This is a genomic window from Myxococcus sp. NMCA1, from assembly GCF_026810205.1.
GTDB classification, from domain to species: Bacteria; Myxococcota; Myxococcia; order Myxococcales; family Myxococcaceae; genus Myxococcus; species Myxococcus xanthus_A.
In genome coordinates this window covers 6,634,484-6,659,153 of sequence record NZ_CP113950.1, presented here as the reverse complement: position 1 = coordinate 6,659,153, position 24,670 = coordinate 6,634,484, and the positions used below count along the sequence as shown (strand labels likewise).

Below are 24,670 nucleotides of genomic sequence, written 5' to 3'. Positions count from 1 at the left end.
CCTCGCCGCCGCTCAGGCGGGGCGCAGCCGCCCGGCGGCGAGGTCCGTGAGCGCGCCGAGGACTTCTTCCTCGGTGATGTCGTCCATGCTCCCGTTCCCGGTGGGCTCGCGGAAGGCCGGAGTGAAACGGAAGCCCCATTGCTGGGGGGAGGTCGTTCCGAACAGGCCCACCGATGGGAGCCGGAAGAAGTCCGCCGCGTGCAGCATGCAGGAGTCGATGCCGAGGAAGCCATCACAGGCGCCGAGCAGCGCCATGGCGACATCGAGTGGGGCGCCTGGGACGGACAGCACGCGGCCCTCATGGACCATGGGCGCCAGCTCCGTGGCGTTGTAGTCCACGTTGAGCACGAGCCATTCGGGATGGGCTGTCAGGAAGGCATCCAGCACGGCGCGGTAGCGGGCGACGGGCCACTGTTTCCGGGCGCCGGTCTCCGTATGGAGCGCGAGCACCTTGGCCCCATCGGGGGCGCTGTCACGAAAGTGCCTGGCGGCCTCGGTGGCCTCGGCCGTCAGCACGGGGGCCTGGGCGAAGTCCTCCAGCCGCAGGGAGGGATCCATCTGCTGGGCCAGCGAGAAGAGCCGGTCCGCGGAATGCTGGGATTCTTCACTCCGGACCCACTGCTTGTAACGGCGATACAGGCCCACCGTCTCGGTGGCCGCCGGAAACCCCTCGAGCAGCTCGGAGACACCTGTCGCGTGCCAGGTGTTGAAACAGACAAACAAGTCGCAAGCTCCCACCGCCTGCCGGAGCGTCTCGGCGTCGATGCTCCGCTCCGTGCCCTGGGTGGTCGCGCGGACCTCGTGAATCTTCATGAGCCCGAGCTCTTGATAGAAGAACAGGCTTGAATCACCTGGCGCACCCACCAGTCTGATTCGACCCGGGTACAGCTGACTCAGGGCTCGCAGGGCGGGAAGGGCGAGGAGCCGGTCCCCAATCCCATTCAGGTGAAATACGACGGGGGCTTGGGCAGAACGAAGTTCTTGCTGCATGGAGGGGGCAATCCTTGCGTCAAGACAACCTGCTCCCAGGTGCCCCTGGATGGGCACCGGGGAGCAGGAACCTGCTAGAACCAGCCGTCAGACGTGTGGCTGGTGTGATCCTGCGGCTCCTGGTCCTTGACGGGGCCGACCGCGCGCGCGGTGATCTGGGCGAAATCGCCACGACCCAGGATCATGCTCAGCTGGCCGCGGAGCGCGTCCACCTTCGCGGGATCCAGCTGCTTGAACGTCACCACCTCGGGCTTCAGAACGATGTTGCTCTCAACCATGAGGAACTCCAGGGGAGGTGAATCAAACCACACGCGCGGCACGAGCTTGTCGCCGAACGTGCCGAGCCTGACACCCGTGGATGTCAGCGGCTCGGATCCCAAAGAGTACGGCGTCCCTCGAACGAATGTCCAGGCGTAGACGTGTTTTCGCTGAAACAACTGCTACAAGTGAGATTCGGCGCGCTTGACCCGGGTACGGCTGACTCAGGGTTCGCGGGTCGGGGAGGGCGAGGAGCCGGTCTCCAATCCCATCCAGGTGAACACCACCGGGGCTCGGAGCGAGTGATGCTCCTGCGGCGGGAAGGGGGGCAATCCTTGCGTCAAGACAACCTGCTCCCCGGTGCCCAGGGATGAGCGCCGGGGAGCAGGAACCTGCTAGAACCAGCCGTCAGACGTGTGGCTGGTGTGATCCTGCGGCTCCTTGACGACGACGGCGCCCGCGCGAGCGGAGAGCGTGGCGAAATCGCCACGGCCCAGGATCATGCTCAGCTGGCCGCGGAGCGCGTCCACCTTCGCGGGATCCAGCTGCTTGAACGTCACCACCTCGGGCTTCAGAACGATGTTGCTCTCAACCATGAGGAACTCCTGGGGAGGTGAATCAAAACACACGCGCGGCACGAACTTGTCGCCGAACGTGCCGAGCCTGACGCCAGTTGATGCCTTCAGCTCGGATCTCCAAGAGTACGGCGAACCTCGAACGGATGTCCAGACTCAGACATGTTTTTAATGAAATGTCTGCCAGCTGTGGAATTTCGCGGACTTGGGTGTTCTCGCGCGCCGGGCCTGGGCTTTCGTGGTGATGCGCGTCGCCGAGGTGCATGCCGCATGGCATGCTCTTGCGCGAGAGGGTCATGGATACAATTCGTCAGGACATCCGGTTTGGCGCCAGGTTGTTGCTCAAGAGTCCGACGTTCACCCTGGTCGCGATGATGACGCTGGCGCTGGGGATTGGCGCGAGCACGGCGATATTCAGCGTGGTCAACTCCATCTGGCTGCAGCCCATGCGTTTCCCGCATGAGGAGCGTCTGGTGATGGTGTGGGACTCGCTTCCCAAGGCGGGTGTCGAGCGGAGCGAGACGTCCCTGGCGACGCTGGCGGACTGGACCGAGCAGGCGGGGGTCTTCGAGCACGTGGCGGGGATTGTCCCGCGGAGCTTGAACCTGGGCGGCGCGCTGCAGCCGGAGCGGCTCCATGCGTTTCGGGTGGGGGCCGCGCTGTTCCCCGCGCTGGAGGCGAGGCCCTCGCTGGGCAGGGCGTTCTCCGCGGAAGAAGACCGCGTGGGTGGCGAGGCGGTGGTGGTGCTGTCGGACGGGTTGTGGCGGCGCCGGTTTGGTGGCGCGCCCTCCGTGCTGGGTGAGTCCGTCACGCTGGATGGTGAGCCCTACACGGTCGTGGGCGTGATGCCGAAGAGCTTTGACTTCCCGCCTGGCGCCGAAGCCTGGGTGCCGCTCGCGCCGACGCAGGCGGAGCTGGATGCGCGTGGGGACCGGAAGGTGCGGGTGGTGGGCCGCCTCAAGCCTGGCTTCTCCGTGTCGATGGCGGAGGACGCCCTGCGGGTCCTCGCGGGGCAACTGGCGGAGCGGTACCCCGACACGGATTCGGAGCGCACCGTGCGGCTGACGTCCGTGCGCGAGGCCTACCTGGGGCCCTTGAGGCCGCTGCTCATCACCCTGGCGGGCGCGGTGGGCTTCGTATTGCTCATCGGGTGCGCGAACGTCGCGAGCCTGCTGCTGCGCGCGCGGCGGCCCGGAGGCGGGAGCTGGCCATTCGTGGGGCGCTGGGGGCGAGCCCTACGCGCCTGATGGTCCAGGCCCTGACCGAGAGCGTCTTGCTGTCGCTCCTGGGAGGGGGATTGGGAATCCTGGGCGCGCTGTGGGGCACGCACATGATTGCCACCATGCTGCCGCCCGGGTTGGCGGAGCGCCTGCCAGGGTGGCAATCCATCCAGGTGGATGGAGGGGCGCTGCTGTTCTGTGTCGGGCTGTCCGCCATCACCGGGGTGCTGTTTGGTCTGGCGCCCGCGTTCCAGATGTCGCGGCAGAACCCGCTGGAGGCGATGCGGGAGGGGGCGGGCGCCACGGCGGGGCGAAAGAGCATCCGCTCGGCCCTGGTGACGGCGGAGGTGGCCCTGGCCTTGATGCTGGTCGTCGGCGCGAGCCTGATGCTTCGGAGCCTCTACCAACTCCAGGGGACCTCACCCGGCTTCGCCGCCGAACGCGTGTTCTACTTCGACGTCACGCTGCCGGAGACCAAGTATCCGACGGACGCCGAGCGGGTTCGCTTCTTCCATGCGCTGCAGGAGCGGTTGTCCTCCATGCCGGGAGCCCAAGCCGTCTCGGCGGCCAGCCTGCCGCCCATCAGCCGTCGCAGTCAGAGCTCGAACATCTATCTGGAGGGGCAGCCGAAGCCGCTGCCCGGGCAACTGCCCGAGGCCAGTCAGCGCGTCATCTCCCCGGGCTATTTCCGGACCATGGGCATCCCCTTGCACGAGGGGCGCGATTTCAGCGCGTTGGACGTGGAGGATGCGCCCCGGGTCGCGATGATCAACTCGGCCCTGGCGCGGCGCTTCTGGCCCGGAGAGTCGCCGCTGGGCAAGCGCTTCTTCACGGGAGGCACCGAGCCGTGGGAGGTGATTGGCGTCGTGGGTGACGTCCGGACGCTGTGGCGCGGGCAGGTGCGTTCATCCGTGCCGGAGTTCTACCTGTCGCTGGCGCAGGCCCCGCGTGACGCGATGGTGATGATGGTGACCGTGGGAGGGACGGGGGCGGCGGCGTCGTCGCTGGCGCTGTCCTTGCGTGAGGGAATGGCGTCGTTGGACCCCGAGCAACCACCGCCGTCGCCGCGGCCTTTGGAGGAGCTCATCGCGGAGTCGTTCGGCTCCAGGCACCTGCTGGCCGCGCTGCTGGGGTTCTTCGCGTGCGTGGCGCTGCTGCTGGCCGCTGGGGGCGTCTACGGCATCATGGCCTACTCCGTCACCCAGCGGCGGACGGAGATTGGTGTGCGCATGGCACTGGGCGCGCGGGAGGGGAGCATCTTCTGGTTGATATTGAGCCAGGCGCTGCGGCTCGCCGGGCTGGGGGTCATCATCGGCTCCGTGCTGGCGCTGGTCCTGGCGCGTGGCCTGTCGAAGTTGCTCTTCGAGGTCAGCCCCGCGGACCCGCTCGTCTTCCTCGGGACGGCTTGCGTGCTGCTCTTCGTGGCGCTGGTGGCGGGCTACGTGCCCGCCTGGCGCGCCGCGCGCGTCCCGCCCAGCATGGCCATGCGCGAGGAGTGAGGGCTCAGGCGGCGATGAACTGCCGTTCCACGAGGCGCTTGTAGAGGCCGTCCTGGGTGATGAGCGCCTCGTGGTTTCCGTGCTGGACGACGCGGCCCTGGTCCAGCACGAAGATGCGGTCGACGCCCGCCACGGTGGACAGGCGGTGGGCGATGATGAGGGTGGTGCGTCCCACCATGAGCCGGTCCAGCGCCTCCTTGACCAGGTGCTCGCTTTCGGAGTCCAGCGCGCTGGTGGCTTCGTCCAGGATGAGCAGCCGTGGATCCTTGAGGACCGCGCGGGCAATGGCGACGCGCTGCTTCTGTCCTCCCGAGAGCTGGATGCCCCGCTCGCCGACGCGCGTGCGGTAGCCTTCTGGAAACCGGCTCACGAAGTCGTGGGCATTGGCGACGCGGGCCGCGGCTTCCACTTCCGCATCGGTGGCGTCGGTGCGTCCGTAGCGGATGTTGTCGGCGATGCTGCCCGAGAAGAGCGTGGGCTCCTGCGACACGATGCCGATGTTCTGACGGAGCCAGCGGACGTCGAGCGTTCGCAGGTCCGTCCCATCGACGAGGATGGCCCCCTTGTCCGGATCGTAGAAGCGCATCAACATCGAGGCGACAGTCGACTTGCCCGCGCCCGAGTGTCCCACCAGCGCCACGACTTCACCGGGGGCGACGTCCAGGTCCAGGCCTTGGAGGACGGGCACGTCCCGGCGCGTGGGGTAGCTGAAGCTGACGTCGCGGACGCGCAGGTGGCCTTCCATGCTCGCGGGCCGCTCGCCGCCGTTGACGGAGATGGCGGGCGTACGGTCGATGAGCTCGAAGACGCGCTCGGTGGCGCCTCCTGCCTTCATGAACTCCGCCCACAGCTCGCTCAGGGCGCCGACGGCCATGACGACCATCAGCGTGTACATCAGGAAGGAGGTCAGTCCACCCACCGTGATGTCGCCCGAAACGACCATGTGCGTGCCGTACCAGAAGACGAGCAGGGTCGACGCCAGGCCGGTGAAGCCCGTTCCTCCCATGAAGAATCCCGAGGAGACGATTCTCGTGCGCGCCAGCGCCAGGGCCTTGCCGATGGCACGGCCATAGCTCCGGCGCTCCGCGTCTTCGGCGACGAAGGCCTGGACGGTCTGAATGCCATAGAGTGACTCGGCGGCGATTTCATTGGCTTCGGCCACCGCGGCCTGGGCGTCTCGCGCGAGCTGTCGGGCCTTGCGGCCGTAGAACAGCGCCCCCAGCGTCACGGGGGGGACGACCGCCAACATGACGAGCGTCAACCGGGGCGAGGTGTAGAGCAGCAGCGCCAGCCCTCCAATCAACGTGGTCGCGTTGCGGAGCATGATGGCGATGTGCGTACTGACGGCGCCCTGGATGAGGGCGGTGTCCGTGGAGAGCCGGCTGGTGAGGCCGCCAGTGCGGTGCTGATCGAAGAACGCAATCTCCTGCTCCAGCAAGCTGCGATACAGCAGCTCCCGCAGGTCGCTGACAATGCGCTCACCCGCGATGTTGAAGAAGGCGAAGCGCAGCCCGATGGCCACCGACTGGATGAGACACACCCCCAGCATCCACAGGGTGGTGTCGTTCACCATCTCGAGCGTGGCGGTGGTCAATGCTTCGTCGAGGATGACCCGGATGGCCTGTGGGAAGAGCAGGCCTCCCGCGCTCCCGATGAAGAGGAAGCACGTACCGAGCAAGAGCAGCTTCCACTCGGGACGAGCCAGTGCCAGGACGCGACGAAGGGATGCGTGGCTCAGCGGCGGATTCTGAATCAAGCCCATTGCACGCAGGCTAGTCCAGATGCCGCCAAAGTTGTAATCCCGACAAAACTGGTGATGCAGGGGCCCGGCGCATGTCTCGCGCCGGGGCCCCTGGGCTTCAGGGCCTACTGCGCGGTGCCCTTGGCCAGTTCGGCGACGTAGGCGGCGGCAATCTTGGAGAACTTGAGCGCGTGCGCGGCGGTGCTGTCAGAGTTCGCCAGGGTGTCCCTGGGGGTGTGGATGTTGGGGTTCTTCTGGACGACGGTCCCCTCGAAGGGGATGGAGGCCGCGAAGCCCTGGTTGTGCCAGGAGGCGTGGTCCGAACACCCGTAGCCGCAGGTCGTGTCGGTGAACTGCACGCCGACGTACGTCGTTATCAGGTTGCGGATGAACTGGTTCTGGGCGGCGTTCGTGTTGTCGGTGACGATGCCCACATCCCTTGTGGCGTTGGGGTGCTTGTAGTTCGTCATGTCGAGCTGCATCACCCCCACGACGTTGATGTTGTTGGTCTTGTGGAAGGTGGCGATCTCCCGTGAGCCGCGCAGGCCCGTCTCCTCCGCGGCGTAGGCCATGAACTTCACCGTGCGCTCGGGCCGGTAGCCGTGGGCCATGGCGGCGCGGATGACTTCGGTGAACGTCGCGATGCCGGACGCGTCGTCATCGGCGCCAGGTGCGGCGCTGGTGGAGCTGATGGAGTCCAGGTGTCCGCCCACCACGACGACCTCGTTGGCCAGAATGGTACCGGGGATGGTGAGGATGACCGAGGGCTGCCGCCAGCCCGTGTGCGGGTAGTACGCCACGGTGACGTCCGTGCGCCCCGCGCCGGTGACGTAGCCCTGCCACTTCGTCAGGAGCATGGCCGCGGCGTCCACGCCCCCTTGCGAACTCTGGCTGCGCGTGGGGAAGGCGGACAGCTCGGCGATGGTGGTGCGGATGTTCGCGGCCGAGAGCGCGCCCACCAGCGTGTTCACGGTCGCGGCGTTGGTGAGGGTGTAGCTGACGGCCTTCTGGGTCGCCTTGGGGGCTACGGGCGCCAGGGACGCCAGTGCTTCCTCCTGTGTCTCGTAGGTGATGAAGCCCGCGCACCGGTCGAACTTCTCGTGCATCATCAGCGCCAGCCGCGACAGCTGGGATTCCTTCATCTGGAACACGCCCGCGTGCTCCTGCTGCTTGAGGGCGGTGGGCACGTTCCAGCCTTCGGCCGCGAAGGTCTCCTGCATGGGCGCGATGGCATCCGTGCCAATCGCAATCCACACAGTCTTGTCATCTGGCTTTGCCTTGATCGGCTCGGCAAGGGCCAGCGGGGCACTCAGCAGCAACAGCGAGACCGGCATCCAGGTCTTCATCCGCATTGCTCCTCCAGGGAGACGGCGTTGCGTCGCAGCACGGGGGACGGGCTGCGGGGAGGAGCCTCTGCTTTTCGAGAAATAAAGGCTTTCTGAGTCCTGGTTGGAGTGTGGAAAAGAAGACATGCCCAGGGTGAAGTCGAGCTGGGCGGGCAGGCGCTTCGTTCCCCGCACCGCCTGAATCTCGCGCAGGGTTGATGCATCCCTTTGTCGTAGAGTGGCGCCGCCGGCATGCGCTGGTGCGTGACCTGTGTGGCGTGGTGCCCGACGGGAGGCAGGATGGCCATGGACTGCGACTGGCTCATCATCGGCTCGGGGTTCGGCGGCAGCGTCAGCGCGCTCCGGCTGACCGAGAAGGGCTACCGCGTCGTGGTGCTGGAGAAGGGGCGGCGCTTGCGCGCCCCGGACTTCCCGAAGACGAACTGGGAGCTGAAGCGCTGGCTCTGGATGCCCACGCTGGGGTGGCGGGGCCTGTTCGAGATGACGTTCTTCCGCCACGTCACCGTGCTGTCGGGCGTGGGCGTGGGCGGCGGCTCGCTCGTGTACGCCAACACGCTCCCCATCCCCCGGGACGACTTCTTCCAGGCCTCCTCGTGGGGCCATCTCGCTGCGTGGAAGGAGGAGCTGGCGCCGCACTACACCACCGCGCGGAGGATGCTGGGCGCCACGCCGAATCCAGTGCGCACCGTCCCAGACCAGGTGCTCCAGGACGTGGGCACGGACCTGGGCCGCACCGACTTCCAGCCCACCACCGTGGCCGTGTACTTCGGCGAGCCGGGCGTCACCGTGAAGGACCCATACTTCAACGGAGAGGGACCGGACCGGACGGGTTGCAACGCGTGTGGCGGGTGCATGCTGGGGTGTCGCTTCGACGCCAAGAACACGCTCGACAAGAACTACCTCCACCTGGCGGAGCGGCGCGGCCTCACGCTGCACGCGGACACCGAAGTCACCTGGGTGCGGCCACTGCCGGAAGGGGGCTACGAGGTCGAAGCGCTCCAAGGGGCGCGGCGCTTCTTCCGGAAGAAGGTGCGCTTCACCGCGAAGCACGTCGTCTTCGCGGGGGGCGTGCTGGGCACCCTGGACCTGCTGCTCAAGCTGAAGGCGAGCCCCGACGGGCTGCCGCGCCTGTCGGACCGGCTGGGAGACGGCGTGCGCACCAACTCCGAGGCGCTCGTGGGTGTGGTGAGCGGCCGCAAGGGGCAGGATTTGTCACGGGGCATCGCCATCGGCTCCATCCTGCACACCGATGCCCAGTCCCACCTGGAGCCGGTGCGCTACTCGGCTGGCTCGGGCTTCTTCCGGCTTCTGATGGCGCCGCAGGTGTCCGGGGCCACGATGCTCCAGCGCTTCGCGCGGCTGGTGGGCCTGCTGGTCCGGCATCCGCTGCGCTTCCTCAAGGCGTGGTTCGTCCCTGACTTCGCGCGGCGGACGATGATTCTGCTCTACATGCGCACCCTGGAAGGGCACCTGCGCATGAAGCGCTCCCGGAGGCTGGGGCTGAGCACGGCGCTCCAGGAGGGCCCGGCGCCGAGCGCCAACATGCCGGAGGCGTTCGACCTGGCCCGGCGCGTGGCCGACAAGCTGGATGGCTATCCGATGACCATCGTCAGCGAGACCCTGCTGGGCATCCCGACGACGGCGCACATCCTGGGCGGCTGCTGCATGGGCGACTCGGCGGAGACGGGCGTCATTGATTCGCGGCACCGCGTGTTCGGCCATGAGGGTTTGTATGTGGTGGACGGCTCCGCCATCTCCGCCAACCCGGGCGTCAATCCGTCGCTCACGATTACGGCGTTGGCCGAGCGCGCGATGACCTTCATTCCCGCGGCCCGGACGGCGCCGCGGGACGAGGTGGCAGTGCCCGAGGTGCCCGCGTCCTCGGGCGCTCGCGCGGGCTGAGGCTACAGCCGGACCTGGAGTTCGTAGCGGCGGTTCTTCGCCTTCTTGGCGGCGGTGTCGTCGGGCTTCACCAGTGGCTTCTCGGAGCCGTAGCCCACGGCGACGATTTCGCTCCGGGGGATGCCGCGCGCGATGAGCTCCTTGACGATGGTCTCCGCGCGCTGCTCGCTGAGCTTCTTGTTCTTGGCCGCGTCACCGGTGGAGTCGGTGTGGCCGGAGACCTCGAACTTGTAGGACTTCACGCCGGCGGCGACGAGCTGCTTCTTGGCGTCGACGAGCGCGTTGGTCAGCTTCTTGAGCTTGGCGTCGCAGCCGGCATCGAGCTGAGCGGTGCCTGTCTTGAAGCTGCACTGGTTCTGCCGGCCCTCGTCCATCAGCTTGGTGTTGACGCGCTTCTCCACGGCGGACTTGCCGGCATCGCCCGCCGCCTTGGTGAGGGCGCCGAACCCGCCCTGCGCGGCGGCCACGCCGGGAAGGGTGAGTAGCGACACGGTGATGCACAGGGCCTTGAGCTTCATACGTGAGGACGCCTCCGTCAGATGGGCGGTGTTCGCCGGTCGGGAGGCTGCCCGGGGGCCGCGCCTTCGTCCAGCGGCGCGGTGTCTCATGGGAAGGGTGACGGGGGCCCGTCCGCCCGGCTGGTAAAACTTGCCTCGGTGCGTGAGGGGAGCAGCATGTCGCTCCGGGTCCCTTCGCACAGCGAGGCAGGCGTGAGCAGCAGCAGTCGAACGGAGCGTTGGCGGCGGCTTCTTTCAGGTTACCGGGTGGGCTCGGAGAAGAAGCCGGTGGAGGAGCCGGCGCCCGTCCTGAGTGACATGGACGCGCTGCTCCAGGACGAGCGGACCGACTACGACCGGGACTATGACCGCATCGTCTTCTCCGCGGAGTTCCGCTGCCTGCACGACAAGACGCAGGTGTTTCCGCTGTCCACGAGCGACTACACGCGCACGCGGCTGACCCACAGCATCGAGGCTTCCTGTGTCGGGCGCTCGCTGGGGAATCTGGCGGGGCGGGGGCTGCGGGCGCGGGACGTCATGGTGAATCCCTCGCATCTGGGCACCATCGTCGCGGCGGCGTGCCTTGCGCATGACATTGGCAATCCGCCCTTCGGCCACTCCGGGGAGGCGGCCATCCAGCATTGGGTGTCGCAGCGGCTGGCGCGGCCCGGTGCCGAGGTGGACGGGCGGAAGAGCCCCTTCGAGAAGGTGGAGCAGTGGCAGGACCTGGAGGCCTTCGAAGGCAACGCGCAGGGCTTCCGCATTCTCAACCGGCTCCAGTCGCGCGAGCGGCGGGGCGGCCTGCGCTACACGGCGGCGACGTTGGGGGCCATGAGCAAGTACCCGCGCGCATCGGTGCTGCCGGGCGGGCGGGGGCGGGACAAGGGGCGCGTGTCTGAGAAGAAGTTCGGTTACTTCCAGGACGACGAGGCTCTGGCGCTGGAGGCGTACCGCGCGGTGGGCCTGGTGGAGCGGGAGGCTGGGGTGTTCTCCCGGCATCCGCTGGCGTTCCTCGTCGAGGCGGCGGATGACATCTGCTACGCGGTCATCGACCTGGAAGACTCCGCGAAGCTGGGACTGATTCCCATCAAGGATGCGTGTGACTTGCTGGACGCGGTGTTGCCAAAGCCGGTGAAGGGGCCGGTGCGTCCGCCACCGTCGCATCCGGAGACGCGGCTGGCGCAGGCGCGAGCGCGGGCCATTGGCGAGCTCATCCAGGCGTGCGTGAAGGTGTTCCTGGAGAACGTGGAGGCGATGGAGGAGGGGCGGTGGGAGAAGCCGCTGGCCTCCGCGCGCGACGACGTGAAGAAGCCGCTGGATGCCATCCGCAACCTCACGCGGCGCTACGGCTATGAGAGCGAGCGCGTGCTCCAGATTGAGAGCGCGGGCTTCAAGACACTGGGCGGGTTGCTGGACATGTTCGCGATGGCGGTCGTCACCGACACGCCGAACCGCGAGGAGAAGAAGCTGCGGCAGCTGCTTCCACCGGACCTCTTCCAACGGCCGGAGCATGCGCGGGACGCGAGGGATGAGCCCGCGTCCCGGGATGAGGCCATCACCGAGGCGGTGGCCCGGCTGTCGAAGTACCAGCGGCTGCTCTGCGTGACGGACTACATCTCTGGGATGACAGACGGTTTCGCGGTGGAGCTGTTTCAGCGCCTGTCTGGCATCAAGCTTCCGACGTAGTAGATGTGACGTGTATCAGCTTGGTCACGAAGGCTCCCACAGAGCTGCCGCCTGATGTACGTGCTCCTGTGGGGCTCTCCTCTCTTGTCCCGGTACTTTCCGACAGGGGCTGGGCTCTGCAGTCGAGGTCAGATCGGACCTGGCTCATGTGCTAATATTCTGAGTGAAGTTGCCTTCACGAAAGGGTGCCCCGGCGCGCATGCGCTGTTCTTTTGTGCCCAGGGCGGATTGACTTTTGTTGTGATGTTGCGGCGTTGTCGAGGCGTTTGGGGCGACGAGGCGCTCTTTCAGGGACAGGGTTGCGTGCTTGGAGTGACTTCTGAGAGGTTAGTGGTTCGGTGCATCCGTTCAGGCCCCGTCCAGTCAACGTTGGAGTTTGCAAATGATGCAGCGGCGTAATCCATCATCCGCTTGTTCGAATCATCGGATGGTCGCCTCTTTAGTGGGTGTGCGCGCATGGACCGTCGTGGCGGCCGGGATGGTCTTGGGGGCGTGCTGGGAAGACAAGCGAGTGGACTCAGTGCAGCCCGCCTTGGCTCCACCAATCACTGAGCATCGAAATTTGCAGGCGGGGAGCGGCACCGGGAAGGTGGGCGTGGATTGCTCCGCAGGAGGGGCTTCGGATTGCGAATCGAAGCTGTGTCTTCAGTCAATGAACGTGAAGACCCTATCGGCGGGGCGGGCGGGAGGGTATGTATGCAGCACGCCGTGTGCGACTCAAACTCAGTGTCCAGAAGAATGGAGCTGTGTCCAGTTTTACCCTGGGGAAGGAGGTCGCGCCTGTGTGCCGCCCAAGGGCTGGGCGCCTCGTGCTGCCAATCCTCAAACGAACACTCGCTGAGACAGGGGCCATCTCTGGTTCTTGGCGTCTTGATTTTCAATGCTTCGTCGCAAGGTAGGCGACGCCTCTTGTTTGAGGTCTTCGTGGAACTTCATTGGTGGCTGTGTCGTAGATCACGTCTTGTGCTTTTTGTTCTGTTGGTAGGACTGTTTGCAGTCCCCGCTGAGGCGCAAATCGACTATTGCATCCCTACAGGCGGCACCTGTGGTGGCGGCATACCGGTCATGCATTTGTGGAATTGTCCTTGTGACGGCGCTGATTGCACAAGGGTGTGTAATGGTAGTCAGACGAATCCTGATGGTACTTGCATGAGTGCCATCACCTGCACGCCAGTGGGAACCTGTCAGCCGGTGCAGAATCAGTTCAAGGGAGGGAGTTGCCCAGACTGGCCTTGCCAGCCTGGGAGTGCCTGTGTTTCTGATGGTTGTTCGGGAGTTTGTGTTTTTGATCCGACGTATGCTGTGGACGATGATGGTGAGCAGTCATCGGAACCGAAGGTGTATTGCGCTGTCTCGTCATGTGCTCAGTCGGATTGTCGTGATTCGCACTGTACTTGCTCTTCATCGGGAACCCCGCTCCCTGTAGCGGGCGACCCCGTGGATATGACGCGTGGTAGCAGTGTGTTGTGGGCGAATGATTTTGGCGAGTCGCGGGACAACGCATCGGTGGGGTTCTCTCGAAGTTATGTGTCGGGCCAGGGCATTCCGAGTTTACCGCCTGGCATTGAGTCTCCTCAAGGGGGGACTGGCGTCGTTCCTGTTGCCTACACGCGAGCGCCCAAACCATTTGGCTCGGCACCGGCAAATTTGCGGACTGCCCTATGGACGCACGGCCTTTGGAGCTATGTGCGTGAAGATTCGCACCATTACATTCTGAAGCGGGGGAACGGGGCTGAACTCCATTTTACCCCCTGCGAAGGTGTGCCGTGCTGGGCAGGCAAGCGCCCGAGTGAATCTGCTGGCGATAAGCTCCAGCGCACCGCACAGGGTTTCGTATTGGTGACTTCGTCAGGTGAGCGCCATATCTACGCTGCCCCATGGGTCGAAGAAGATGCTCCGGTGACGCCGAGTCATTATTTCTTGTCTCGTATTGAAGCCTCGAGTGGGAAGGTACTGGCCGACCTGACGTATGCGGTGCCATCAGGATCGTCCTGCGTCCAGGGGACGGTCTCTGGTAGCGAAGGTGTGCCCTATCTGTCGCAAGTGGCACTGCCCAATGGAGTCGGCCTACGGTTTGAGTACGTGAAATTGGGTAGTCCGACGGGATATGCTCAATGTGTGGTGCGCCATTTGTACCGTCGAGCCACGCTTGCGTCTGGGATTGTTCATGAACAGTTGCACGCTACGTATCATTATGAGGAACTCGCAGGGGTCGAGTCGGCTGGGCTGCTATCCAGGGTCGCGTTCTCTTCGGGAGAGGAGGATACGTATCAGTATCCGGAAGGCAGCCTTGTGGTGTCACGCTCTGACGTGCTGGTAGTTCATCATTCATACGACTCTACAGGACGAGTCGCGGCTGCGAATGAAGCAGACGTTCAGCTTGGAATTGGTAATTTAAGTCGAACTACCTGCCCCTCAGGTCTCAATTGCTGCGGCACACAGTATATGCGCCGGCGCGCTTCCGATGCGACCGCGCATACGGGAAGGTTGAGTGCGGCAAAGTCGAATCTCGTACGTGATTATGATTTTATTGCGGGAGTGAGTTCGGGAGCGAATCAAACCCTGCTGAGGGTGTCCGAAACGTGCTTCAATGGTGGATGTAGCCCAGGCACGATTCGCTACGACTGGACTTGCGGGAGCACTGGAGAGCCTCCGGTTCTCAAGGGGATTCAGGATAAACGAAGCAACTGGACCGTTTTTGATTACGCTTTCGTAACGGACTCCTCGGGAACGGTACGGCCGGAAAAGCGGACGGAGCGCAAGGGGGCACTTCATCAAGATGGCGGCGTGGCGCTAGAGGAGACGCAGTTTTCCTATGTCTATGACAACGCGAGCCAACAACTACCTTCCATTACAGAGCGCGATAGCCTGCTGATGCCGTCTGGCGGGAAAGCACGTAAGGTGACTCGCTATGTGCCAGGTGCCTCACGCGTCGCCGCAGTCCTGGAATCGGGATGGACACGCGTTTTCAACGCCAATACAGGAAGTTGGACCGATGAGCCCCGCGTTCGTGGCACCTTCTATTTTGCGGCACGGACCGAGGGAGACACGACGCCCGATCCTGAGGGGCGTACGCTCGAAGCGCATGGACCGTGCTGGGTAGATAGTGAGAGTGCCACGGATTGCCCGACGGGCACGAGCTATAAAATCGTGCGTTACCACTACTGGCCGCAGAGTGCAGGTTGGCCTCGGGCAGGTCGTCTGAGTGAAGTCAGGGAGTTGGGGCCAAGCGTGACGCCTCTGGCCACCTATTTCGACTATGCCTTCGACACCACGACCGGTGAGGAAATGGAGTCGCAGACGGATGCAAACGGAGTGGTGAGGGAGTCGCGCTCCCTCAACGGGCGCTTGGTGAGCACTCGTGTCCTACCGGACAGCGGCGCAACTGCCGTAGTAACCACATACGGGTATGACTCCGCTGGGCACCTGACATGGGTTCGGTTGCCGGAAGGCAACTACGACGTGTCCTGTTACCGGACGGGCACGCCGTCGGCGGCCTGCTCGGGAGGGAGCATGACGTCGAAGCTTCAGTGGCGCGGCAAGTCCGCCGTAGCGGATGGGGCTACCTGGAGCGAAAAGGTGACGTACTCATATTGGGAGGACGGAACCGTGCAGCATGAGCGGCACCTGGATGCGTCTGGGGTCGTTCGTCTCGTCCGTGGCTATTCCGCTGATGCTCACCGCAGGCCGAAGATGGAGTCGTGGGGAGAATCTCTCAGCGTTACGCGTGGCCGAGGCTACGACGCGAATGACAACGTGACGGGCGTAGGGAGTGGCACCTTCGCGGACTGCACCACCGGTGGTACGATATGTAACAACATGGTGTATGATCGGGCAGATCGTCTCAGCCGGGTCGATGAATATCCCACGAACATCGTTGCGAACGGCCACCGTACCTGCTTCAAGCACGATCGGCACGGCAACATCACGAGCGTAGAGTCGGGGCTCACTGCCTCCACCGACTGTGAAACCTATAGCCCTGGGACTGGTGCGTCGCTTTACACCCACGACGACTTCGGTCAGTTGGTTCAAATTGAGAGCCCCGCGATGGGAGTTGGAAGCGCGCGCGGGACGACTCGCTACGCGTACGACGCTGCGGGCCAACAGTTCGTCAAGCAGACTCCATCGCAGGCAGCTTCGTCTCCGCGAGATTTCGTTGAATCCACGTACGATGTGCTTGGGCGACTGACGCAAGTCGCTCGGTTGAGTCCCCCGGCTGGTGTGGAAGTGCTCTACCGCCAGGGGTACGAAGCAACCGAGGTGCCCCCCTCGTCCTGCGGAGTGCTGGCGTTCACTCAGGGCCGCAAGCGCTGGCGCGATGACTCTTTCGGGCGCACTTGGTATGGATATGATTGGGCGGGGCGGGTCTTGCGCGAGGTGCGTATCCGTCATGGAAGCACGGAATGCAGCAGTTCCACTCCTCATACCAATCCCCATACGGCTTATGTGTATAGTGTCAATGGAAACCTGACTTCTATCGTCTATCCATATGGTCGAACTGTCCGTTACGTTCACGGAGAGGGGGCATGGACGGATCGCGTACTAGAGGTCCGTGTGACTGTTTTCGGTGCAGGAGGCAGTTCTTCTGAAGTCACGCTGCTGTCTCAGGTCGCATGGGAGCCTTATGGTGGCCTTCGCGGATACCGGCAGCACCCGCAGGAGAGTGGTTCCTCTGTCAGCGTTGAGTACATGCTGGGAGCTGCGACAAAAGAGACCGGCAGATGTGCGACGGAGACCAACGGCGATCTCGGAACCAATGACAAGACTGGACGGGTCCGAGCACTGTGGGTTTCAACGCTTGCATCTGGGGCCTCATGGATACCCGGTACGGGTAATGGGGCGGTGCTGCGCCAGACCTATGATTGGCGCGCGGACCATGTGAGGAGAAGTATCAGTTGCTTGTTGACCTCGAATGTCTCCATGTCCACAACGCCAGTCCAGATGTTCGAGTATGATCGAATGTATCGTCTGGCGTCTGCTACTGGTACGGTGAATTCTGGAGGCGGGCCCTTTGGTGAACGTTCGTTTGGATATGACGGGCGCGGCAATCGTATTTCCGAAGTAGGCGAGGCCAATTCCTGGACACTCACCTATGGCGCTGCGCCTGCGCACCCCGACTGGCTTACTCAACGCACGAGTCAGCAGGCTGGTAGTTGGCTCTCTCATGGTTACGCCTACGACGCCGATGGCAGAGTATCGCAAAAGGTGTGGCCGAATAATTCCGCCGGGAACCCCGTTCGCGTTATCGATTTCACTGCGGGAGCGTGGGCCCATGGCGGCAATGACACGGTGTTTCGAAGTGCGAGCGTGGATGGCGCTAGCTATAGCTATTACTACGACGCAGCGAACCGGCGCCGGGCAAAGGTATACCCGACGGGGGTGGAGGATGAATATTTCTATGACCTAAGGAACAACCTCCTTGTGGACGTAGGAAATGCCTCCCTTCTGTCGCCTGGCGCTCACCCAACTGACGAGTATGTCTGGCTGGCCGGCCGACCGGTAGCGCTCATTCGTGGGCAGTTGAGCTTCGCCTGGGGCCGGATGTCGGACGACACCGCGGACTGCCGCCGCGCAGGTGAATTGGCGTCGTGCGGAGTGTACTCGCTGATGACTGACTATCTTGGCAAGCCCGCTCTATTGTTGGATGGGCAGGGGCGCGTAACGGGCACGGGTGAGTACGATGCATTCGGCCATGTCAACCGTGTTAGTGTAGACGTGGAAACGGCCCATCCTTACGGTACGCAGACCGGGACGTTTGGACCGGCGCTTAAGCAGACCACCCCTCCGAATACAAGCGTGCAGATGCGGGTTTTGCTTGACGCAGTAGAACTGTACGCGCCGGAAGGGCCTGCGTGCAGCGGCAGTCCGACGGATGCGCTTCAGGTGCGCGATGCAAGCAGTGGAGTCGTGTTCGCAACGTTCGGTGCTGACCGGAGTCATGGATGGACGGACTGGGTAAGCCCTGGAAGTGCGGGTATTCAGCTAGCGCTTGCAAGCGCGGGCGATTGTGATCCTGCGTCGGTTGGCTGCGCTTGTACTGGGAATGCGCCGACTGCGGATCGCTCTCAGATGGGAGTTGCTGTGTCCGCTTATGAGTACAGGCGCCTGCAAATGGGCGCTCAGCCTTTCTGGACACCACTTCGCTTCCCTGGTCAGTACCACGACGCCGAGACTGATCTCTTCGAGAACTGGAACCGATACTATGACCCGAGTGTGGGACGGTATCTTCAGCCGGAGCCGATCATGACTGTCGGCGCACGGGCAGCCGCTTGGCCTGCATATGCATACGCTAAAAACAATCCGTGAAGAACGCGGATCGTTCGGGGCTTTATGTGCTCGTGGATGAATGCCCAAGTTGGCCGGACGCTATCAAAATGGCGAGGGAGGCAGCCGGGTGCACGCAAGGACCAGTTCAGAAGTGTGGTTGCGCAGGAAAGATTCCAAGGCAGGTCTGTGAAATATTGGAGGATGGGAGTGGTCCGAGTGCCTTTGTTGTTCAGACTCCATCAACCACCAATGTGCGAGCGAATGGAGAGCCGTTTCCCTCTGGTTACCGACTGGAGGAGAAAAAATATAACGCTATTGCGTATTCGTACATTGAGGTTCCTTATGTTGGGCCAGTTTTGATGTGGGGCGAATTCAAGCAGAGCTTGTGTTTTAGGGGTGACGGAAAAGCGAAGGGGATTCTTGCGAGAGCTCTTCTTCACGAGGCGTTGCATATGTATAAGGCGTATAGATGGAATTTGCATGAGATAGACCCGAAGACCTTTGATTTTCCGCAATGGACGACTGATGGTATTTTCCCTCTGTGGGGGCAAAATGCGGCCAATTTGACGGGTAAGTGCTTTGGTGATTAGTGGTTTTGGGAAGGTTGTGGTTTCTTTGTTTGTGGGGGCGATTTTCGCTGGGGTAGTTTGGTTTTTGTGTGGCGGGGGGGTTGATCTTGATTGTGTTGGCGATGTGACTTGTCCGCAGGGGCAGGCTTGTCTGTTGTGGCAAGGGGAGTATTTGTCGTCTGGGTTGCCAGCGCTGATCTCCATTTGTGCGCAAAGGTGTGGTGCTGGACTGCCGCCATGCCCTGAGTACTCGATTTGTCGGCTCCGTAGTCCGGGGCCATCAGGGTTGTACTGTTCGCCAGTGTTGAATAAATAGTTGCTGTAGTTAGCCCTCTGGAGAACGACGTGCCGTGAGGGATGATTGCCGGGGGAGCGGCAGCGGCGGATGCCTCAGGGCGTGGCGAAGCAGGCAAAGAGGCCGGAGTGGGGCCGGGTCGCGGAGGCGTTTGAGGCCAGTGGGCAGACGCCATCCGCTTCCGGTTTAGCCCTGTAGTTGCAGTTTGAGTCTCGCGCCACGTGCTCGATAGTGGCAGCGCATAGCGACGGCTTGATGGTGCCGTCGCTACCGACTCCATGGGAGGACATCGGCAACTGGCGGGAGCGTGCGCCGCCAGAAGGCCAGCAGCAGGCGCCGAATCTCCTGGACGGAGTAGCGGACAAGGGCTGTCAGTGACGGCCCTGCCGGACCAGAAACGCGCGCATGGGGTTTCTTCGAGTCGGCAGGCCGAGCGCTTTGGGGGGGGCGTAACCGTCCGGTCAGTGACGTGGCGCGAGCGGTTGCAGATGGACGAGGACCGTGGTCGGCGAGCGCCGCAAGGAGCGAGCTGTTCAGAGGCTGGGCTGGAGGGGGGGGGAATCGGGCGGGTCGGCGGCGCGTCTCCGCTTCCACTCGTGAGGCAGCAGCTCACGATTCGGGACTTGACCTACTCGCCCCTGTCCACCACCCTCGCCGGAGGCGGAGCCGTGACGACGCCCCGGCCGCACGCGCACGCCAGCACTTCCTGCACGTGCACCTGCCTCTCGAAGCGCGCCGGCACGTACTCGTACACCAACGAGGTGCGTCCCTGGCCCAGCGGCTTCAATTCATCGCCGCCGCACGCCGGGCACTGGCGCTCCTCGGAGGGGTCCGCGTGGCGAATCTCCCGCGCGGGGTAACCGTCCGGCCAGTGATGTGGCGCGAGAGGTTGCAGGCGGACGAGGAGCGTGTTCGGCGGGCGCCGCGACGAGCGACCTGTTCAGATGCAGAGCTGGAGAGGTGAGTTGGGCGGGTCGGCGATACGCCGTCGCTTCCACTCGTGGGGCAGCAGTTCGTCGATGCGGGAGTTGGGGTGCGTCTGAACGCGCAGCAGGACGTCCGCGAGGTATGCCTCGGGATTGACTTGGTTGGCCTCACAGGTGGCCACCAGCGCGTAGAGACCGGCCAGGTTCTCCCCCGCGGCCTCGTGGCCGACGAAGAGAAAATTCTTCCTCCCCAGGGCGGCCTTTCTCAGCGCCGCCTCCGCGCGGTTGTTGTCCAGGGGTAGGCGCTCATTCTCGACGAAGCGCGTGAGTGTTGCCGAGCACGTTTGTTGATGGACGGGTGAGCCGGCTGGATGATGGACGCCGGAATCCCGAGTCGGTTCAAGGCCCTACGGCCGCCTGGCGGCGGTGCCCTCCGGGCAGCCTTGAGCCGCCTCGTGCTCCGGCTCAAGCTGCAACCGTCGATTCCCCAAAGGGAATCGCCTCAAGAAGAGGCCATCATCGGCGGTGACACCCGGCCGCGCGCGCTCGTGATGGACTCCAGTGGTTTCGCGTGCTTGCTGGAGGTGCCCATCAACGAGCCGGTCCGTGGAACGCCGTGGAACCATCAAAAAGCGTGCGCGGCAACAGTGAGGGCCGCCCACTGCTTGAGGGCGTAGGAAATAGCCTGGCCCAGCGGACTCTTGGGTGGGTGCCGCGGCGTCTGTTCTTCAAGCCAGACGTGCAGTCGCGCGAGGACGGGGGCGCTGTGCAATTGGCGCAGAGCGCGGTGGGCGGCGGTGCGCACCACGTCCGCGCCTCTCGCCTGGGCCTCCACTCGGTAGAGTTCGAGGATGAGGTCCATGGCATGGCGCGCTTCGGGCGCGGTGGCCAGCGCGTCGAAGAATCGGCGGCGGCAATGCGCCCAGCAGCCGGCGCGCACCCGGCCCTGGGGCAGCGTCACCGCGTTGTAGCCGGTGTATGCGTCCACCACGAGCGCACCCGAGGTACCTCCCAGGACTTCCGTGGGCGTCCTGCTCGCCCGGCCCATGCTGAAGCGGTAACCAATGAGCCACTCACCGGCTTCGTTCTGGGTGAGGAAAGTCCAGAGGTAACCCAGCCGCGTCTTCTTCACGTCCAGCACGCGCAGAGGCGTCTCGTCCGCCCACACCACGTCCGCGGCTGCAATGCATTGCAGCAGGTGCTGCGACAGCGGCAGCAGCACCGAGGCGGCTTGGTGGAAGAGGTCCGTCAGCGTGCTGCGACTCATGGGGACGCCACTGCGCTCAACACGTTGGGCCAGCCGGTGCAGCGGCATGGCGTCGGCACACTTCGACGTCACCACATGCGCGATGAAGCCCGGGCCGTACTCGCCCCTGTCCACTACTCTGGCCGGAGGCGGGGCGGTGACGACGCCCCGGCCGCACGCGCACGCCAGCACTTCCTGCACGTGCACTTGCTTCTCGAAGCGCGCCGGCACGTACTCGTACAGCACCGAAGCGCGGCCCTTGCCCAGTGGCTTCATGTCCTCGCCGCCACACGCAGGGCAGCGGCGCTCCTCGGTTGGCACCGCGTGGCGAATCTCCCGTGCGGGTGCCTCCTCCGCCTTCCGGGAGGCTCTCTCCCGGCGCTTCTGCTTCGCGGCCTCGGCCCGGGCCGCCGTCGAGTCCGCGTCCCCTCGCAGCTCGGCAGCCACTGTCGGCAACTTCTCCGCCCTGCGGCCGAAGACGTGACGCTGCAGGGCCGCCAACTGCCCCTTGAGTGCGTCCACCTCCCCGCCGATACGGCTCACCTCGGCCTTGAGTTCCTCCGCCTCCTCGCGCCAGGGGCAGAAGTGGTCTTGAGGGAGCTCTCGAGGCACCCAGCTTCAACATGCCTCCGCCACGCTGCGTCCCGGGCCCGGCGCGTCAGGTGCCCGTGCGCCCGGGAGGCGTCCAGGCAGGCTGGCGCCTCACCTGCGCCACGTCAATGCCGTCCAGCAGCATCGCCAACTGCGTGGCGTCCAGGTGCACCACCTGCGCGCCCGCGTCCACCGGTGGTAGGCGGAAGCGGCCCGTCTCCAGCCGCTTGTACAGCAGCACGAAGCCGCCTCGACTCCACGTCAGCACCTTGACTCTGTCGCCCCTGCGCGAGACGAAGGCGAAGAGGTGCCCCGAGTAGACGTCCTCGCCCCATGCGCTGCGCACCAGTGCCATCAGGCCGTCAATCGACTTACGCATGTCCACCGGCTCTGTCGCCAGCACCACGCGCACCGAGGCTGGAAGGGCAAACACCGTCTCACCGCCCCAGCGCGCCGACGAGCCGGGCCACGTACTCCACGTCGGTGCCGACCGCGAAGCGAACCCGCGCTCCGCTCGTCGTTACCACCTCCAGCATCGACTCCGTCGCCGCTGGCGTCGTCGCCACCTCCACCGGCAGAAGGCGAACCGCTTTGCCATTCTCGCCTTGCTGTCGTCGACGCCGGTACACCCACGACTGCAACGTGCTCAACCGCACGCCTCGATGCTGGGAAAACTCCTTCTGCGTCAGTCCGCTCGCCTCGAAGGCTTCAGCGACCCGGAACCACTCCTGCTTCTCCACCGGCTTTGACATTCCCGCCAGGGTCCTCGGCGCCGACTCCTCACTCAACGCCTCTCAGCACGTCCTTGGCCGGACGGATACCGCGCGGGCGCCTCCTCGGCTTTCCGAGTGGCCCTCTCCCGGCGCTTCTGCTTCGCGGCCTCGGCCCGAGCCGCCGTCGAATCCGCGTCCCCTCGCAGCTCGGCGGCCACCGTCGGCAGTTTCTCCGCCCGTCTGCTGAAGACGTGACGCTGCAGGGCTGCCAGCTGCCCCTTGAGCGCGTCCACCTCCCCGCCAATGCGGCTCACCTCGGCCTTGAGTTCCTCCGCCTCCTCGCGCCAGGGGCAGAAGTGGTCTTGAGGAAGCTCTCGCGGCACCCGGCCTCAACACGCCGCCGCTGAGCCGCGTCCCGGGCTGGAGCCGTCACGTGCCAGTCCGCCCGGGGGGCGTCCAGGCGGGCTGGGCCTCACCTGGGCCACGTCGATGCCGTCCAGCAGCATCGCCAACTGCGTGGCGTCCAGGTGCACCACCTGCGCGCCCGCGTCCACCGGCGGCAGCCGGAAGCGCCCCGTCTCCAGCCGTTTGTGCAGCAGCATGAAGCCGCCCCGGCTCCACGTCAGTACCTTGATGCGGTCTCCTCTCCGCGACACGAAGGCGAAGAGGTGCCCCGAGTAGACGTCCTCGCCCCAGGCTGTGCGCACCAGCGCCATGAGGCCATCGATGGACTTGCGCATGTCCACCGGCTCCGTGGCCAACACTACGCGCACCGACGCAGGCAGCGCGAACACCGCCTCACCGCCCCAGCGCCGCGACGAGGTGGGCCACGTAGTCCACGTCGGTGCCCAAGGAGAATCGCAGGCGCGCTCCGCTGGCCACCACCACCTCCAACATCGACTCCGTTGCCGGGGGCGTCGTCGCGACTTCCACAGGCAGCAAGCGCATCGCCTCGCCCTTCTCGGCCTGCTGACGCCGACGCCGGTACACCCACGACTGAAGCGTGCTCAGCCGCACTCCTCGCTGCGCGGAGAACTCCTTCTGCGTCAGCCCGCTCGCCTCAAATGCTTCGGCGACCCGGAACCACTCGTGCTTCTCCACCGGCTTCGACATATGCGCCAGGGTCCATGGCGGCGACTCCCCACTCAACGCCCCTCAGCACGTCGTTGGCCGGACGCTTACCGCCATGGCCGGATCGGTTGCTCGGCTTGATCTGGACTGGGTGCTCACCTTCGCCGGAATACGCACACGTCCTCCGTTGGTTTCAGCCGGTCCGGTACTTCGTCCACCGGATGAGTACAGATGATGTTTGCGAAGGCTGCCCGTAAATTTCTAAATCAGTCCCCCGCGACGGCAATTTGCCAGTCGCCTTCGGGGGTAATGCCCACGCGCAGGCCGAGGTAGCTGCCCTGGTCCTTCATCCCCTCGATTTCCCCATCCGAGTAGATGCCCTTGAGCGCGCCCCAATCCTTGTCGGACGTCGCGCCGGTGACGTGGACGGCCGGCCAGAAGTAGAGATTGTCCTGCTTCGCGTAGGGCAGGTTCAGGACCTTGACGATACGGGCCAGCTCCGGGTTGCCCAGCTTCTCCGCTGCGCGCCAGTACTCGCCCGCGTCAGTGTCGTCGCCGAAGGTGAACCGCACGGCTTTGCCGTTCTCGTCCGCCAGCGTGTTGAGCGCCGTGTAATCACAGGCCACCGCCGCGGCGATGATGCGCTGGCGCATCGACTCCACGGGCGCTGGCAACGCCGGAGAGGCTGGTGCCACGCGCGGAGGCAAGCTCGCCGCTGAGCAGGTGCCCTTCTCCGCGGCCGGCGCCCCCGTGTACTCGCCGACGCCTGAATCGGCGTTTGCCGCTTCGGCTGTTGCCGAGCCCGGTGCCGCGGCATCCGGGCTGCCCGCACCCTGGGGCTCCGTGCTCGGGGCGGGTGTCTGTCCCTTGCCCGGTGTGGCAGGAGCGACAGGCGCGGCGGTGACACCGGAGTCGACTCCGGCGGCGGGGCTCGAGGTTCGCTCGGTGCAGGCGACGAGCGAGGCGGCGACACAGAGAGAAAGCAGAGTAGTCCGGTTCATGGCCCGCCCGTTGTAGTCCAGCAGACAGGCGGCAGGCTCCGGATTCCGCTGCTCAGCCGCCGCCTTTTGGTGACTCGATGACGACGGCGAAGGGGTCGAAGGGCTTGTCATCCTTCTTCTTCGCGCTCGGCATGCCGAACTCGCCGGTGGGGTGCTCAGGCCGGACCGACGTGTACGGGTCGATCTTCACCGGAACGCCAAACACCTTCGGGTTCTTCTTGGGGCCGTCGCTCATGCCGTCCATGCTACCGCGGCGGCCCCCCGCCTGTTTGGCTGC

The 24,670-nt window shown here is 64.8% G+C and carries 21 protein-coding genes and 1 pseudogene; 6 read left to right on the top strand and 16 right to left on the bottom strand.

Annotation, left to right across the window (positions count from 1 at the left end; translation table 11 throughout):
• Positions 1–12: 12 nt before the first annotated feature.
• From OZ403_RS27320 to OZ403_RS27310, 3 genes are all read right to left on the bottom strand, one after another.
• A complete protein-coding gene (locus OZ403_RS27320) occupies positions 13–813 on the bottom strand; it encodes a glycosyltransferase family 9 protein (RefSeq protein ID WP_268782151.1) in 801 nt (266 codons plus the stop codon).
• A 251-nt stretch (positions 814–1,064) separates the two neighbouring features.
• Positions 1,065–1,268, bottom strand: a complete 204-nt coding sequence (locus OZ403_RS27315) for a hypothetical protein (RefSeq protein WP_237077443.1) — start codon at positions 1,266–1,268, stop codon at positions 1,065–1,067.
• A gap of 375 nt (positions 1,269–1,643) precedes the next feature.
• The gene (locus OZ403_RS27310; RefSeq protein WP_013941731.1) at positions 1,644–1,844 is read right to left on the bottom strand and encodes a hypothetical protein; all 201 of its coding nucleotides are present in this window, start codon (positions 1,842–1,844) and stop codon (positions 1,644–1,646) included.
• Between the two features lie 275 nt (positions 1,845–2,119).
• Here OZ403_RS27310 and OZ403_RS27305 point away from each other — a divergent pair, with 275 nt between their 5' ends.
• Both OZ403_RS27305 and OZ403_RS27300 read left to right on the top strand, forming a co-directional pair.
• Positions 2,120–3,070 (top strand): ABC transporter permease, encoded by a 951-nt coding sequence (locus tag OZ403_RS27305; protein WP_268782150.1) that lies wholly within the window; start codon positions 2,120–2,122, stop codon positions 3,068–3,070.
• Positions 2,974–4,542, top strand: a complete 1,569-nt coding sequence (locus OZ403_RS27300; RefSeq protein ID WP_328285467.1) for an FtsX-like permease family protein — start codon at positions 2,974–2,976, stop codon at positions 4,540–4,542. The genes OZ403_RS27305 and OZ403_RS27300 overlap by 97 nt, the downstream gene beginning before the upstream one ends.
• 4 nt (positions 4,543–4,546) lie before the next feature.
• On the opposite strand, the gene OZ403_RS27295 is transcribed toward OZ403_RS27300, so the two are convergent.
• Positions 4,547–6,304 carry an ABC transporter ATP-binding protein gene (locus OZ403_RS27295; RefSeq protein ID WP_140794293.1) on the bottom strand — a complete coding sequence of 586 codons (1,758 nt, stop codon included), beginning with the start codon at positions 6,302–6,304 and terminating at the stop codon, positions 4,547–4,549.
• A 104-nt stretch (positions 6,305–6,408) separates the two neighbouring features.
• Positions 6,409–7,629, bottom strand: a complete 1,221-nt coding sequence (locus tag OZ403_RS27290) for a M20/M25/M40 family metallo-hydrolase (RefSeq protein ID WP_268782148.1) — start codon at positions 7,627–7,629, stop codon at positions 6,409–6,411.
• 285 nt (positions 7,630–7,914) lie between these two features.
• On the opposite strand from OZ403_RS27290, the gene OZ403_RS27285 reads away from it, so the two are divergent.
• Entirely contained in the window at positions 7,915–9,531 is a 1,617-nt protein-coding gene (locus tag OZ403_RS27285) for a GMC family oxidoreductase (protein WP_174260164.1), read from the top strand.
• Positions 9,532–9,533: 2 nt separating this feature from the next.
• Here the strand turns inward: OZ403_RS27285 and OZ403_RS27280 are convergent, their stop codons facing one another.
• Complete coding sequence (locus tag OZ403_RS27280; RefSeq protein WP_140799454.1) at positions 9,534–10,049, bottom strand: OmpA family protein; 516 nt, start codon at positions 10,047–10,049, stop codon at positions 9,534–9,536.
• 246 nt (positions 10,050–10,295) lie between these two features.
• On the opposite strand from OZ403_RS27280, the gene dgt reads away from it, so the two are divergent.
• The 3 genes from dgt to OZ403_RS27265 all read left to right on the top strand — a co-directional run bounded on the left by dgt (position 10,296) and on the right by OZ403_RS27265 (position 18,571).
• Positions 10,296–11,714 carry a dGTP triphosphohydrolase gene (dgt, locus tag OZ403_RS27275; RefSeq protein ID WP_328285552.1) on the top strand — a complete coding sequence of 473 codons (1,419 nt, stop codon included), beginning with the start codon at positions 10,296–10,298 and terminating at the stop codon, positions 11,712–11,714.
• Between the two features lie 2,787 nt (positions 11,715–14,501).
• Positions 14,502–18,020, top strand: a complete 3,519-nt coding sequence (locus tag OZ403_RS27270; RefSeq protein WP_268782146.1) for an RHS repeat-associated core domain-containing protein — start codon at positions 14,502–14,504, stop codon at positions 18,018–18,020.
• Entirely contained in the window at positions 18,017–18,571 is a 555-nt protein-coding gene (locus tag OZ403_RS27265) for a hypothetical protein (RefSeq protein WP_268782145.1), read from the top strand. Before OZ403_RS27270 ends, OZ403_RS27265 begins: the two co-directional genes overlap by 4 nt.
• Before the next feature lie 902 nt (positions 18,572–19,473).
• Here OZ403_RS27265 and OZ403_RS27260 read toward each other — a convergent pair.
• The 10 genes and pseudogenes from OZ403_RS27260 to OZ403_RS27215 form a co-directional block, all read right to left on the bottom strand.
• A complete protein-coding gene (locus OZ403_RS27260; RefSeq protein ID WP_268782144.1) occupies positions 19,474–19,632 on the bottom strand; it encodes an IS66 family transposase zinc-finger binding domain-containing protein in 159 nt (52 codons plus the stop codon).
• A gap of 153 nt (positions 19,633–19,785) precedes the next feature.
• Positions 19,786–20,073: pseudogene (locus OZ403_RS27255) on the bottom strand (transposase domain-containing protein); the annotation flags it as partial.
• A gap of 323 nt (positions 20,074–20,396) precedes the next feature.
• On the bottom strand, positions 20,397–21,629 hold the full coding sequence (tnpC, locus tag OZ403_RS27250; protein ID WP_268782143.1) for an IS66 family transposase: 1,233 nt from the start codon (positions 21,627–21,629) through the stop codon (positions 20,397–20,399).
• A 46-nt stretch (positions 21,630–21,675) separates the two neighbouring features.
• Positions 21,676–22,041, bottom strand: a complete 366-nt coding sequence (tnpB, locus tag OZ403_RS27245) for an IS66 family insertion sequence element accessory protein TnpB (protein ID WP_140787624.1) — start codon at positions 22,039–22,041, stop codon at positions 21,676–21,678.
• Positions 22,042–22,045: 4 nt separating this feature from the next.
• Positions 22,046–22,360, bottom strand: coding sequence for an IS66 family insertion sequence element accessory protein TnpA (tnpA, locus tag OZ403_RS27240; RefSeq protein WP_140792488.1), 315 nt, complete (start codon positions 22,358–22,360; stop codon positions 22,046–22,048).
• A gap of 32 nt (positions 22,361–22,392) precedes the next feature.
• A complete protein-coding gene (locus tag OZ403_RS27235; RefSeq protein ID WP_140876527.1) occupies positions 22,393–22,704 on the bottom strand; it encodes a hypothetical protein in 312 nt (103 codons plus the stop codon).
• 6 nt (positions 22,705–22,710) lie between these two features.
• Positions 22,711–23,061 carry an IS66 family insertion sequence element accessory protein TnpB gene (gene tnpB, locus OZ403_RS27230; protein ID WP_140876525.1) on the bottom strand — a complete coding sequence of 117 codons (351 nt, stop codon included), beginning with the start codon at positions 23,059–23,061 and terminating at the stop codon, positions 22,711–22,713.
• Positions 23,062–23,119: 58 nt separating this feature from the next.
• Complete coding sequence (gene tnpA / locus OZ403_RS27225; RefSeq protein ID WP_140795586.1) at positions 23,120–23,434, bottom strand: IS66 family insertion sequence element accessory protein TnpA; 315 nt, start codon at positions 23,432–23,434, stop codon at positions 23,120–23,122.
• A gap of 224 nt (positions 23,435–23,658) precedes the next feature.
• Positions 23,659–24,393 (bottom strand): hypothetical protein, encoded by a 735-nt coding sequence (locus tag OZ403_RS27220; RefSeq protein ID WP_237081452.1) that lies wholly within the window; start codon positions 24,391–24,393, stop codon positions 23,659–23,661.
• Positions 24,394–24,445: 52 nt separating this feature from the next.
• Positions 24,446–24,628, bottom strand: coding sequence for a hypothetical protein (locus OZ403_RS27215; RefSeq protein WP_090491820.1), 183 nt, complete (start codon positions 24,626–24,628; stop codon positions 24,446–24,448).
• Positions 24,629–24,670: the final 42 nt, after the last annotated feature.

Coding starts and splice junctions, on each gene's coding strand:
- OZ403_RS27320 (WP_268782151.1), bottom strand. CDS start 813: ATGAAGATTCACGAGGTCCGCGCGACCACCCAGGGCACGGAGCGGAGC.
- OZ403_RS27315 (WP_237077443.1), bottom strand. CDS start 1,268: ATGGTTGAGAGCAACATCGTTCTGAAGCCCGAGGTGGTGACGTTCAAG.
- OZ403_RS27310 (WP_013941731.1), bottom strand. CDS start 1,844: ATGGTTGAGAGCAACATCGTTCTGAAGCCCGAGGTGGTGACGTTCAAG.
- OZ403_RS27305 (WP_268782150.1), top strand. CDS start 2,120: ATGGATACAATTCGTCAGGACATCCGGTTTGGCGCCAGGTTGTTGCTC.
- OZ403_RS27295 (WP_140794293.1), bottom strand. CDS start 6,304: ATGGGCTTGATTCAGAATCCGCCGCTGAGCCACGCATCCCTTCGTCGC.
- OZ403_RS27290 (WP_268782148.1), bottom strand. CDS start 7,629: ATGAAGACCTGGATGCCGGTCTCGCTGTTGCTGCTGAGTGCCCCGCTG.
- OZ403_RS27285 (WP_174260164.1), top strand. CDS start 7,915: ATGGACTGCGACTGGCTCATCATCGGCTCGGGGTTCGGCGGCAGCGTC.
- OZ403_RS27280 (WP_140799454.1), bottom strand. CDS start 10,049: ATGAAGCTCAAGGCCCTGTGCATCACCGTGTCGCTACTCACCCTTCCC.
- tnpA (WP_140792488.1), bottom strand. CDS start 22,360: ATGTCAAAGCCGGTGGAGAAGCAGGAGTGGTTCCGGGTCGCTGAAGCC.
- tnpB (WP_140876525.1), bottom strand. CDS start 23,061: ATGCGCAAGTCCATCGATGGCCTCATGGCGCTGGTGCGCACAGCCTGG.
- tnpA (WP_140795586.1), bottom strand. CDS start 23,434: ATGTCGAAGCCGGTGGAGAAGCACGAGTGGTTCCGGGTCGCCGAAGCA.
- OZ403_RS27220 (WP_237081452.1), bottom strand. CDS start 24,393: ATGAACCGGACTACTCTGCTTTCTCTCTGTGTCGCCGCCTCGCTCGTC.
- OZ403_RS27215 (WP_090491820.1), bottom strand. CDS start 24,628: ATGAGCGACGGCCCCAAGAAGAACCCGAAGGTGTTTGGCGTTCCGGTG.